Consider the following 14022-nt stretch of genomic DNA (forward strand, 5'->3'; position numbering starts at 1 on the left):
CTGGAAGCACGGGCGCGCCGAGCCGGTGGAGACCGCGGGCGAAGCCCTGGCCGACGCCACCGACGAGGAGATGTTCGACCTCCTCGGCAAGAAGTTCGGCATCGCCTGACCCGCACGCTCACAAGGGGAGACCTACCGATGGCCAACGAAGAGCGGTTGCGCTACTTCCTCAAGCGGGTCACCGCCGACCTGGAAACCGCCCAGGAGCGTATCCGGCACCTGGAGGTACGCGCCGACGAGCCGATCGCGATCATCGGCGTGGGCTGCCGGTTCCCCGGTGGCGTGGACTCCCCGGAGTCGCTGTGGAACCTGGTCGCCGGCAACGGGGACGGCATCACGCCGTTCCCGTCCGACAGGGGCTGGGACACCGAGGCGCTGTTCGACCCCGACCCAGACAACCCCGGGACGTCGTACGCCGCCGAGGGCGGGTTCCTGAGCGGGGCGGGCGACTTCGACGCCGGCTTCTTCGGGATCAGCCCCCGCGAGGCCCTCGCGATGGACCCGGCGCAGCGACTCCTGCTGGAGGTGTCCTGGGAGGCGATCGAGCGGGCCGGCATCGACCCGGCGTCGCTGTCCGGGTCGCGAACCGGTGTGTTCGCGGGCACCAACGGCTCGGACTACTCGGCCATCCTGATGGGCGCGTCCGAAGGGCTGGAGGGCTACCTGGCCACCGGCAACGCGGGCGCCGTCATCTCCGGGCGGGTGTCGTACTCGCTGGGTCTGGAAGGGCCGGCGGTCACCGTCGACACCGCGTGCTCGTCGTCGCTGGTCGCCCTGCACCTGGCGGCGCAGGCGCTGCGGGCCGGTGAGTGCTCACTCGCGCTGGCCGGCGGTGTCACGGTGATGGCCACCCCGTCGCTGTTCGTCGGCTTCTCCCGCCAGCGTGGCCTGGCGGCCGACGGCCGGTGCAAGGCGTTCGCGGGTGCCGCCGACGGCACCGGCTTCGCCGAGGGCGCCGGGGTGCTGCTGGTGGAGCGGCTCTCCGACGCGGTCCGCAACGGTCACCGGGTGCTCGCCGTGGTGCGCGGCAGCGCTGTCAACCAGGACGGCGCGTCGAACGGGTTGACCGCCCCGAACGGGCCGTCGCAGCAGCGGGTGATCCAGGCCGCGCTGGTCGACGCCCGACTGTCGGCGGCGGACGTCGACGCGGTCGAGGCGCACGGCACCGGCACCACCCTGGGCGACCCGATCGAGGCGCAGGCGGTCCTGGCGACCTACGGCCAGGACCGGCCCGCCGGTCAGCCGCTGTGGTTGGGGTCGGTGAAGTCGAACATCGGGCACACCCAGGCCGCGGCGGGTGTCGCCGGCATCATCAAGGTGGTCGAGGCGCTGCGTCATGAGACGTTGCCGCGCACGCTGCACGTGGACGAGCCGACACCGCAGGTGGACTGGTCGGCCGGTGCGGTGGAGCTGCTCATCGACCCGAGGCCGTGGCCGGCGGGGGAGCGCCCGCGTCGGGCGGGGGTGTCGTCGTTCGGGGTGTCCGGCACCAACGCGCACGTGATCATCGAGGAGGCGCCGGCCGCGCCCGTGGACGAGCCGGTCGTGACGGAACCGGACGTGCCGTGGCTGTTGTCGGCTGCGGCGCCGGAGGCGCTGCGCGGGCAGGCCGAGCGGCTGTCGCGGGTCACGGCGGCTCCGGGGGCGGTGGCGTACTCGCTGCTGTCGACCCGATCGGTGCTGAGCCACCGGGCGGTCGTGCTCGGCCCGGATCACGGTGCCGGCCTGTCCGCCCTCCGGGACGGCCTGCCGTCGGGTGCTGTGGTGTCCGGTTCGGCCCACCCCGACGCGGGTGTGGTGTTCGTGTTCCCCGGTCAGGGTTCGCAGTGGGTGGGGATGGCGGTGGGTCTGCTGGATGCCGAGCCGGTGTTCGCGGCCCGGATCGCAGAGTGTGCGGCGGCTCTGGCCCCGTTCGTGGACTGGAATCTCCTGGACGTGCTGCGCTCGGACGATCCGTTGGATCGGGTGGATGTGGTGCAGCCGGTGTTGTGGGCGGTGCACGTCGCGTTGGCCGAGGTGTGGAAGGCCAAGGGCGTCACCCCTGACGCGGTGATCGGTCACTCGCAGGGTGAGATCGCTGCCGCGTGTGTGGCCGGGGTCCTGTCGCTCAGTGACGCCGCGAAGGTCGTCGCGTTACGCAGCAGGGCTCTGTTGGCCCTGTCCGGCACCGGCGGCATGGTGTCGGTCAGCGCCGGCCTGGACGTGGTCACACCCCTGTTGACCGACGGGGTCAGTGTCGCGGTGGTCAACGGCCCGACGAGTGTCGTGGTGGCCGGCGCGGACCTGGATGCGTTCCTGGCTGCCGCGGAGGCGGCGGGGGTGCGGGCCAGGCGGGTGAAGGTGGACTACGCGTCACACTGCCCGCTGGTCGAGCCGGTGGAGGCGGAGTTGGCCCGTCTGCTCGACGGGGTGCAGCCCCTGCCCGGCACGGTGCCGGTGTTCTCCACTGTCGAGGACGGCGGTGTCATGGACGCCGCCTACTGGTATCGCAACCTGCGCCAACCGGTGCGCCTCGACCTGGCTGTCGAGGCGGCCCACGCGGCGGGGCATCGGATCTTCGTCGAGGTCAGCGCGCACCCGGTGCTCACCGGCGCGATCGAGGCCACCACCGTTGGCACGTTGCGCCGTGACGAAGGCGGCCCGCAGCGGTTCGTGCGGTCGCTGGCCGAGGCGTGGGTGCAGGGCGCACCCGTCGACTGGACCACAGTCATCCCGGCCACCCGGCCCGTCGACCTGCCGACGTACCCCTTCCAACACCAGCGCTACTGGCCCACCCCCGGCGGTGCGACGAGCCTGGCCGACCCGGTGGACAGCGAGTTCTGGCGGGCCGTCGAGAACGGCGACCTCACCCCGCTGGGCATCACCGGCGACGGCACCGAGCTGCTGCCCGCACTGACCGCCTGGCGTCGCCGCACACGTCAGCACCACATCCTCGACGACTGGCGGTACCGGATCACCTGGCAGAGCCGGACCACACCGGCCGAGAGCACCCACACCGGCACCTGGCTGGTCCTTCGCCCCACCGGCGAACAGTGGTCGGACGCCGTCGAGGAAGCCCTCCGGCAGGCCGGTGCCCGGACCGTACCGGTGACCATCGACCAAGGCCCGATCGAACGGACCACCGTCGCCGACGCGGTCGCCACCGCCGTCGCCGGAACGCCTGTCGACGGCGTGTTGTCCCTGCTCGCGCTGCCCCTCGCCGAGTCGACCGCCGCCGACGCCGTGCACGACACGTCCACGGTCCTGCACGGGCTAGCGGACGCGGGCGTCACCGCTCCACTCTGGCTCGCCACCCGCTCCGGTGTCCGGGTCGGTCGCTCCGACGCCGCCCCGGCACCCACACCGGCGGCGCTCTGGGGCTTCGGCCGGGTCGTCGCCCTCGAGGAGCCGCACCGCTGGGGTGGCCTGGTCGACCTGCCCGCGCAGCCCGACCCCCGCTCGGCCGCCCGGCTCGTCGCGGCCCTCACCGCCGGCGACGACGAGGACCAGTTCGCCGTCCGCGCCTCGGGCCTCTACACCCGCCGGCTGACCCGCGCCCCACAGAGCGGCGCACCCCGCTGGTCGCCGTCGGGCACGGCGCTGGTCACCGGTGGCACCGGCGCGATCGGCGCGCACACGGCTCGCTGGCTGGCCCGCAACGGCGTCGAGCATCTGGTGCTCGTCAGCCGCCGTGGCCCGGACGCCCCGGGCGCCGACGACCTGCGCGCCGAACTGGAGCAGACCGGCGTACGAGTGACGATCACCGCCTGCGACATCGCCGACCGGGACGCCCTGCGCACAGTGATCGACGGCCTGGACGACCTGACCTCCGTCTTCCACACGGCCGCCGTCCTGGACGACGGCACCCTCGGCAGCCTCGACCGCGACCGGATCGACCGGGTCCTGGCCCCGAAGGCCGTCGCCGCCCACCACCTGCACGACCTCACCCGGGACCGGGACCTGACCGCGTTCGTGCTGTTCTCGTCGTTCGCCGGCACCCTCGGCAACGCGGGACAGGGCGCGTACGCCGCCGCCAACGCGTACCTCGACGCCCTCGCCGAGCAGCGGGTCGCCGACGGCCTACCGGCGACCTCGATCGCCTGGGGCCGTTGGGGCGACGGCGGCCTCGCCGAGGAGGCCGTGCGTCGGGAGCGGCTCAGCCGAGGCGGCCTGGGCGCGATGGACCCGGAGTTGGCTCTCACCGGTCTCGCCCAGGCGGTCGGCGGCGGTGAGCCGGTCCTGGCGCTGACCGACGTCGACTGGGAGCGGTTCGCGCCCGGCTTCACCGCGGTACGCCCCAACCCGACCCTCGCCACCATCCCGGAAGCCGCCGCGACCACCGCTGTCGACCCGTCCGGCGACCTGACCCGGCGGCTGCGGTCGATGACCGCCCGGGACCGCGCGACCGCGCTCGTCGACCTGGTCCGCGGGCACGCCGCCGCGGTCCTCGGCCACCCCGACGCGGATGGCGTGGAACCGGAGCGTGCCTTCCGTGACCTCGGCTTCGACTCGCTCACCGCTGTCGAGCTGCGCAACGCGCTCGCCGCCGCCACCGGTCTGCGGCTACCCGCCACCCTGATCTTCGACCACCCGAGCGCGCTCGCCCTCGGCGGCCACCTCAGCGACCTGCTCGGGGCCGACGGGGACACCGAGCCCGCTGTCGACCAGCGCTTCTCCGTCGGCGGTGCCGACCAGGACGATCCGATCGTCGTGGTGGGCATGTCGTGCCGCTTCCCCGGCGGCGCCGACAACCCCGACCAGTTGTGGCAGCTCGTGCGTGACGAGGTGGACGCCATCTCCACGTTCCCCGCCGACCGTGGCTGGGACGTCGACGGCGTCTACGACGCCGACCCGGACAACTCCGGCACCAGCTACGTCCGCGAGGGTGGCTTCCTCTACGGGGCCGCCGCGTTCGACCCGGAGTTCTTCGGCATCTCGCCGCGCGAGGCCCTGGCCATGGACCCGCAGCAGCGGCTCCTGCTGGAAACCGCCTGGGAGGCGTTCGAGCACGCCGGCATCGACCCGTCGACCGCCCGCGGCGAGCAGGTCGGCGTCTTCGTCGGCTCCAACGGCCAGGACTACGGCGCGCTGCTCTACGGCTCCACCGAGGGCGTCGAGGGGCACACCATGACCGGCAACGCCGGCAGCGTCGCCTCCGGCCGGATCTCCTACGCCCTCGGCCTGGAGGGCCCGGCCGTCACCATCGACACCGCCTGCTCGTCGTCGCTCGTCGCGCTGCACCTCGCCGCCCAGTCGCTGCGCCGGGGCGAGTGCCGGCAGGCGCTGGCCGGCGGTGTCACGGTGATGGCCACCCCGGGCCGCTTCGTCGAGTTCAGCCGCCAGCGCGGGCTCGCCGCCGACGGTCGCTGCAAGGCGTTCGCCGACGACGCCGACGGCACCGGCTGGGGCGAGGGCGCGGGCATGCTGCTGCTCGAGCGCCGATCCGCGGCGCTGGCCGCCGGCCACCAGATCCTCGCCACGGTACGCGGCAGCGCGATCAACCAGGACGGCGCGTCGAACGGGCTGACCGCCCCCAACGGGCCCGCCCAGCAGCGGGTCATCCGGGCCGCCCTCACCGACGCCGGCCTGCGACCCTCCGACGTGGACCTCGTCGAGGCGCACGGCACCGGCACCCGACTCGGTGACCCGATCGAGGCCCAGGCGTTGCTCGCCACCTACGGGCAGCACCGACCCGCGGACCGCCCCCTGCGGCTGGGCTCGATCAAGTCGAACATCGGCCACACCCAGGCCGCCGCCGGTGTCGCCGGGGTGATCAAGGTGATCCAGGCGATGCGGTACGGGGTGCTGCCCCGGACGCTGCACGTGGACCAGCCGAGCGCCGAGGTGGACTGGGAGTCCGGTGCGGTCGCGCTGCTCGACAGGTCCCTGCCGTGGGAGGGCGGCGGACCACGCCGGGCCGCCGTGTCGTCGTTCGGCATCAGCGGGACGAACGCCCACGTCGTGTTGGAGGGTGACCCGATCCCGGCAGCCCCGGACCCCGCCACGAACCCGCAACGGCCGTCCGTCTGGCTGCTCAGCTCGCGTACCGAGGAGGGGCTGCGGGACCAGGCCGAGCGGCTGCTCGGCCACCTGGACGAGCACCCGGGGCTGAACCCCTACGACGTCGGCTTCTCCCTCGCCACCACCCGTACCCCGCATCGGCACCGGGCCGCGGTGTTCGGCCGTGCCGAGCTGGCGGCGACGGCCGCCGGGTCACCGGCCCCGATCAGGGGGTCCGTGGTGCGGGGCCGGACCGCGTTCGTGTTCTCCGGCCAGGGCTCACAGCGGCCGGGGATGGGCCTGGAACTGGCCGCCACCTACCCGGTCTTCGCCGACGCGTTCGACGCGGCCTGCGCCGAGTTGGACCTGCATCTGGACCGACCGCTGCGGTCGGTGATCGCCGACGGCGACGAACTGGACCAGACGGTCTACACCCAGGCCGCGTTGTTCGCGGTCGAGGTCGCGCTGTACCGCCTGGTGGGCGCCACGCCCGACTACCTGGTGGGCCACTCGATCGGCGAGATCGCCGCCGCCCACGTCGCCGGCGTGTTGACCCTGGCCGACGCCGCGAAGCTGGTCACCGCACGCGGTCGGCTGATGCAGGCGTTGCCCGCCGGCGGGGTCATGGTCGCGGTGCGGGCCACCGAGTCCGAGGTGGTGCCGCTGCTGGTCGACGGGGTTTCCGTCGCTGCCGTCAACGGCCCCCGCTCGGTGGTGCTGTCCGGTGCCTCCGACGCGGTGGCAACCGTCGCCGCGCACTTCGCGAAGTCCAAGCGGTTGACGGTCAGCCACGCGTTCCACTCGGTGCTGATGGAGCCGATGCTGGCGGAGTTCGCGTCGATCGCCGCGACGTTGACGTACGCGCCGCCGCGGATTCCGATCATCTCCAACGTGACCGGGCAGGTCGCCGAGACACCGGACGCGGCCTACTGGGTGCGGCACGTGCGGGAGGCGGTCCGGTTCGCCGACGGCATCACCACCCTGGAAGGTCTGGGTGTCGCCACCTTCGTGGAGATCGGCCCGGACGGGGTGCTCTCCGCGATGGGCGCGGACTGTGTCACCGACGCGGTGTTCGTACCGCTGCAACGATCCGACCGCGACCAACCGACCGCCCTGCGCGCCGGGCTCGCCCAGATCCACGTCCGCGGCGTCGCTGTGGACTGGGTCGCCGTGCACCCCGGGGCGCGGCGGGTGGAGCTGCCCACGTACGCCTTCCAGCGGCAGCACTACTGGCCCGGGTCGGTCTCCTGGGCCCTGCCGGCCGCCGCGTCCGACGACGCGGACCTGTGGGACCGCATCGAGCGCGCGGACCTCGCCGGCATCGGCGCCGAACTCGCCCTGCCAACCGACGCCACTCTGCAGGCGGTCGTCCAGGCGCTCTCCGTCTGGCGTCGACAGGCCCGGCGGAGTTCGACGATCGACGGGTGGCGGTACGGCGTCCGCTGGCGGCCCCTGTCCTCCACCGGGACGCCCACGCTGACCGGCACCTGGCTGCTGGTCAGCACTCCTGACCATCCCACCGCCGAACTCGCCGCCGTGCTGCGCAAGCACGGCGCGGCGACCGGAACCGTCACGCTGACGCCGGCGGACCTGACCCGCGCCGGCACCGCCGCGCGGATCGGCGCGGCCCTGGACGAGTACGGCCCGGTGCACGGCATCGTGTCAGTGCTCGCCCTCGACGAGGCCCCGCACCCCACGCACCCGATCCTCACCACTGGGGTCGCCGGCACTGTGACACTGGTCCAGGCCCTCGACCAGCTCGGGGCGAACGCTCCGGTGTGGAGCGTGACCCGTGGGGCCGTCGCGATCGGCGGCTCGGAGCGGGTCGCCGCGCCCGCCCAGGCGCAGGTCTGGGGCCTCGGCCGGGTCGCCGCACTGGAGCAGCCGCGACTGTGGGCAGGTCTGGTCGACCTGCCGCCCCAGCTCGACGACCGTGCCGGCGCGCGGCTCTGCGCCGTGCTGGCCGGCGCCGGTGCCGGCGGCGGTGAGGACCAGGTGGCGATCCGCGCCTCGGCGATCTTCGGCCGCCGCCTGGTCCGCCACCCTCGTGGCACCACACCGGGCCCGCAGTGGCGTCCGCACGGCACGGTCCTGATCACCGGTGGCACCGGTGCGCTGGGCGGACGGGTCGCCCGCCTGCTCGCCGAGCGGGGAGCCGAGCACCTGCTCCTGCTCAGCCGCCGGGGCGCCGACGCACCCGGCGTAGCCGACCTGACCGGCGAGCTGACCGCTCTCGGTGCCCGGGTGACCGTCGAGGCCTGTGACGTCGCCGACCGGGCCGCGCTGGCCGGCGTGCTCGACCGCATCCCCACCGACCTGCCGCTGACCGCCGTGGTGCACGCCGCCGGCATCGGCACCCCCGGATCGCTGCGGGACACCGACCTGGACGAGTTCGCCGGCGTGGTCCGCGCGAAGATCGCGGGCGCGGTGCACCTGGACGCGCTGCTCGGGGAGCGACAGCTCGACGCGTTCGTGCTCTTCTCCTCCATCGCCGGGATCTGGGGCAGCGGCGGGCAGGGCGCCTACGCGGCAGCCAACGCGTACCTCGACGCCCTCGCCGAGGCCAGGCGTGGCCGTGGCCTCGCCGGCACCGCCGTGGCCTGGGGGCCGTGGGGCGACGGTGGCATGGCCGAGGGCCCGGCCCAGGAGCAGTTGCGCCGCCGCGGCCTGCCCGTGATGAACCCGGAGTCGGCGATCGACGCGCTGGCCGCCGCCATCGACGACCGCGAGGTGGCGCTCGCCGTCGCCGACGTCGACTGGGCCCGGTTCGCGCTGCCGTTCCAGGCGGTCCGCTCCGGCCGGCTGCTCGACGAGATCGACGAGGCGCGGGCCGCGCTCACCGCCGGTACGCCGGGGGCCGAGAACGACGCCGACGCCGACGCCCTGCGCCGCAGTCTGACCGGGCTGCCGGCAGCCGAGCGGGAGCGGGTCGTGCTCGACCTGATCCGCAAGAACGCCGCCACCGTGCTGGGGCACACCGCGCCCGGCGGTGTCGACGTCGACCGTGGATTCCTGGAACTGGGCTTCGACTCGCTGACCGGCGTGGAGCTGCGCAACGCGCTCTCCGCCGAGCTCGGCCTGCCGTTGCCGGCGACCCTGATCTTCGACTACCCGTCACCGCTGGTCCTGGCCGAGCACGTCCTCGACCAGTTGGCCGGCCCGGAGGCGGCGGGGGACCCGGAGGAGCAGCAGGTCCGTGAGGTCCTGTCCCGGATCCCGGTGGAGCGGCTGCGCGCGGCCGGCCTGCTGGACACCCTGCTCGGCCTGGCACAGACCGGGCCGGAGGCGCCGGACGCGCCGCCGGCCACCGACGACGACGGTGAGGACCTGGCGGAGCTCGACGTGAGCGAGCTGGTCCGCCTCGCCCTCGACGGCACCGAGAGCTGACGGGGAGTAGACGATGGCCACGAGTTACGACGAGGTGGTGGCGGCGCTGCGTGCGGCGCTCGCCGACAACAAGCGGCTCAAGCAACGCGCCGCAACCCCGGCGGCCCCGCCCGCACCCGAACCGATCGCGATCGTCTCGACGGGCTGCCGGCTGCCCGGTGGGGTGCGGGGGCCCGATCAGCTCTGGGACCTGGTGGCCGAGGGCCGGGACGCGATCGGTGAGTTCCCGTCCGATCGCGGTTGGGACCTGACCGCGCTGTCCGAGCTGAGTACCGCGGGCTCCGGCGCCTTCCTCTACGACGCCGGTGACTTCGACCCCGGTTTCTTCGGTATCTCGCCGCGCGAGGCGATCGCCATGGACCCGCAGCAGCGGCTGCTCCTGGAGATCGCCTGGGAGACCTTCGAGCGGGCCGGGATCGACCGGACCGCCGCCCGGGGCAGCCGTACCGGGGTCTTCGCCGGCACCAACAACCAGGACTACACGGGTGTGCTGGTCGCCGCCCTGGCGCAGGGCTTCGGCGGGCACCTCGGCACCGGCAACTCGGCGAGTGTGGTCTCCGGGCGGATCTCGTACACGTTCGGCCTGGAAGGGCCGGCGCTCACCGTGGACACCGCCTGCTCGTCCTCACTCGTCGCGGTCCACCTGGCCGCCCAGTCCCTACGCGACGGCGAGTGCGACCTGGCGCTGGCCGGTGGCGTCGCGGTGATGGCCACCCCGTCGGTGTTCGTCGAGTTCTCCAAGCAGGGTGGGCTCGCCGCCAACGGCCGCTGCAAGTCGTTCGCCGCCGCCGCCGACGGCACCGGCTGGGGCGAGGGCGCCGCGATGATCCTACTGGAACGGCTGTCCGACGCCCGCCGCAACGGTCACCCCGTGCTCGCCGTGCTGCGCGGCAGCGCGGTCAACCAGGACGGCGCGTCCAGTGGCCTGACCGCCCCGAACGGCCCCGCCCAACAGCGGGTGATCCGGGCCGCGCTGGCCAACGCCCGGCTCACGGTGGCCGACATCGACGTCGTCGAGGCGCACGGCACCGGCACCCGACTCGGGGACCCGATCGAGGCGCAGGCGCTGCTGGCCACCTACGGTCAGGACCGCCCCGCCGACCGGCCGCTGTGGCTCGGCTCGATCAAGTCGAACATCGGCCACACCCAGGCCGCCGCCGGCGTCACCGGCATCATCAAGATGGTCGAGGCGATGCGGCGCGCCGTGCTCCCGCCCACCCTGCACGTCGACCGGCCCACCCCGCAGGTGGACTGGTCCGCGGGGGCCGTCGAACTGCTCACCTCGTCGCGCCCGTGGCCCGCCGACGGTCGGCCGCGCCGCGCCGCGGTCTCCTCGTTCGGGGTCAGCGGCACCAACGCCCACGTGATCCTCGAACAAGCCGAGGAGACCGAGGGCCGGCTCGCCACCTCGGGAACCCGTGCCACCCACGGTGTCCTGGCCTGGCCGGTGTCGGCCCGCGAGCCCGCCGGACTCCGCGCCCAGGCGGCGCAGCTGCTCGCGTACCTGCGGGAGCACCCCGCTCTGGACCCGGCCGACGTGGCCGGGTCGCTCGCGGTCACCCGCTCGCACTTCGAGTACCGGGCGGTCGCCGTCGGCACCGAGACGGACACGTTGACCGCGGCGCTGACCCGGATCGCCGACGGGACCGACCCGGGTGACCTGGCGACGGCCCGACCGCAGGTGGCCTTCGTCTTCTCCGGGCCGGGCGCACAACGGGTCGGCATGGGCCGGGACCTGTACGCCACCTTCCCGGTGTTCGCCGAGGCATTCGACGCCGCCTGCGCCGAACTCGACGTGCACCTGGACCGGTCGATCCGGGAGGTCGTCCTCCACGACGAGGCCGCCCTGGACCGCACCGGGTACGCCCAGGCGGCGCTGTTCGCCGTCGAGGTCGCGCTGTACCGCCTGGTCACCTCGTTCGGAGTGGTCCCGGACCAGCTCATCGGACACTCCACCGGCGAGGTAGCGGCGGCACACGCGGCCGGAGTGCTGTCGCTGCCCGACGCGGCCGCGCTCGTCGCGGCACGAGGACGGCTCATCCAGGCACTCCCGGCCGGCGGCGTGATGGTCGCGGTCCGGGCCACCGAGGCGGAGGTCCGGGACGCGCTCGCCGGATTCGAGGCGGTGGCGTCCGTCGCCGCCGTCAACGGACCGAAGTCGGTGGTGGTGTCCGGCGCGGCGGAGGCGGTCGAGCAGGTGGTCGCGCGGTTCGGCAAGACCCGGACGCTGGACGTGGAGCACGCCCTGCACTCACCACTGATGGCACCGATGACCGCGGACTTCGCCCGGGCCGTCCGAGGGCTGACCCATGCCCCCGCCCGCGTTCCGGTCGTCTCCACGGTGACCGGCGGCGTCGCGGAGTTCGACTCCGACTACTGGGTGGACCAGGTCCGTGCCACCGTGCGCTTCGCGGACGGCATCCGGACCCTGCACGAGCGGGGCGTCACCGCCTACCTGGAGATCGGCCCGGACGCGGTGCTCACCCCGCTGGGCGCCGACTGCGTCGACGGCGCCGACCGGGACACCGCCCCGCTGTTCGTCGCCGCGCAGCGCCGTGCCGGAGACGACGTGGAAGCCCTGGTCACGGCCCTCGCCCGGCTGCACTGCCGGGGCGTACGACCGGACTGGGCGGCGCTGCTGCCCGGCACCGCGCGCGTCGACCTGCCCACCTACCCGTACCAGCGGCAGCACTACTGGCCGGCGCTGGAACCGGTCACCATGCCGACCGCAGCCGCCCCCGCCGAGCCGCCCCAGGCCGCGTCGGCAGCGCCGGTCCTGTCCCGGGACTCCACGTTCGAGGAGGTCCGCGACCTCATCCGGCGGGAGACCGCCGAGGTCCTCGGCTACCCCGGCATCGAGTCCATCCGGCCCGGCCGGGACTTCCTCGAACTCGGCGTCGACTCGGTGATCGGGCAGGAGATCCGCCTGCGGCTCAACGCCGCCGCCGGCCTGAACATGCCTCCCGGCCTGCTCTTCACCTACCAGGACCCGGACCGGCTGGCCCGGCACCTGATGGCGGAGATGGCCGGGACGACGCCGGCCACGCCGGCACCCACCCTGGACGCGCTGTTCCGGCAGGCGCGGCAGAACGACGACCTGCACGAGTACACGACACTGCTGATGCGGCTGGCCGGGTACCGGCCGACGTTCACCGCCGACGACGTGGACGCCGGGCGGGTGGCCGTACCCCCGCTGGCACGCCTGGCCGAGGAGGGCGACGGCCCGCGGATCATCGCGTGTTGCACGACCTCGCTGATGGCCGGTCCGCAGGAGTACGCCCGACTGGCCGGCGCTCTGCGCGGCCGGTACCGGATCTCCGCGCTGGTCAATCCCGGTTACCAGGCCGACGAGCCGGCCCCCGCCGACCTGGCCGCCGCGCTGCGCCTACAGGTGCGGGCGATCCGCGAGGACGCCGGCGTCGAGCCGTTCATCCTGCTGGGACACTCGGCCGGCGGTCTGGTCGCCAACGCCCTCACCGCCGAGTTGGAGGCCGCTGGCGTCACGCCGGCCGCCGTGGTGCTGCTCGACACCTACCCGCCGGCCGACGCGGTTCTCGGCCAGTGGATCCCCGAACTGCTCAACGGGCTGGAGATGGACGACGCCGGGGTGCCCGACGAGCGGTACCTCGCCTGGGCGTCGTACATCCGCCACTACGGCGACTTCGAGCCGTTGCCCAGCACCGCACCCACCCTGCTGGTCCGCGCCGGGGAGCCCCTCGGCACGGTGCCGGAGGACCGCGACTGGCGGCCGTCCTGGCAGCACCCGCACACGGTGGCGGACGCCACCGGAAACCACTTCACGATGCTCGGCGACCAGGTCGGTCGCACCGCCCAGACGGTGCACGACTGGCTGACCACGACCCTGTGAGACGGAGACCCCGATGACAATCACCACTGTCACTGCCACTGCCACTGTCGACACCAGCCTCTGGCTGCGCCGGTTCCACCCGAAGCCGGACGCGCCGGTGCGTCTGGTCTGCCTGCCGCACGCCGGCGGTTCGGCCAGTTACTATCACCCGGTCTCGCGCGCCCTGACCGGCGTCGAGGTGCTCGCGGTGCAGTATCCCGGCCGGCAGGACCGTCGCGCCGAGCCGTGCATCGACACCGTTCACGGCCTGGCCACCCGGGTCGCGGAGCAGGTCGCCACCCTCGCCGACCGCCCGATCGCCCTGTTCGGTCACAGCATGGGAGCCTCGGTCGCCTTCGAGGTGGCCCGGCTCCTGGAGGAGGACGGCATCGTCCTGAAGCACCTCTTTGCCTCCGGGCGGCGCGCGCCGTCACGTCACCGTGACGAGCACATCCACCAGTTGGGTGACAACGGCCTGATCGCGGAGATGCGCCGGCTCAACGGCACCGAGGGCAAACTGCTCGACGACGACGAGCTGATCCGGATGATCATCGGGGCGATCCGCAACGACTACAAGGCCGCGGAGACCTATGTGTACCGGCCCGGTCCGCTGTTGTCCTGCCCGATCACCGTCCTGACCGGCGATTCCGACCCGAAGGTGACGGTGGACGAGGCCGACTCCTGGCGGACGCACACCACCGGCCCCTACGCCATGAAAGTTTATAGGGGTGGTCACTTCTACCTGAACAACCACCAGACGGACATACTGGAGACCATTGTGGATCGCCTGACGTCAGGCTGACGGCGAC

At 73.7% G+C, this 14022-nt stretch carries 2 protein-coding genes and 1 pseudogene; all 3 read left to right on the forward strand.

What is annotated here, in order from left to right; all coding sequences use genetic code 11:
• Window positions 1-105 precede the first annotated feature (105 nt).
• Window positions 106-9366, forward strand: a complete 9261-nt coding sequence (locus O3438_RS02215) for a type I polyketide synthase (RefSeq protein ID WP_442929696.1) — start codon at window positions 106-108, stop codon at window positions 9364-9366.
• Window positions 9367-9457: 91 nt separating this feature from the next.
• A pseudogene (locus O3438_RS02220) lies at window positions 9458-13234 on the forward strand (type I polyketide synthase); the annotation flags it as partial.
• A gap of 13 nt (window positions 13235-13247) precedes the next feature.
• Window positions 13248-14015, forward strand: a complete 768-nt coding sequence (locus tag O3438_RS02225) for a thioesterase II family protein (protein WP_269678315.1) — start codon at window positions 13248-13250, stop codon at window positions 14013-14015.
• Window positions 14016-14022: the final 7 nt, after the last annotated feature.

Origin of the sequence: Micromonospora sp. WMMC250 (assembly GCF_027460215.1) — a bacterium.
GTDB classification, from domain to species: Bacteria; Actinomycetota; Actinomycetes; order Mycobacteriales; family Micromonosporaceae; genus Micromonospora; species Micromonospora taraxaci.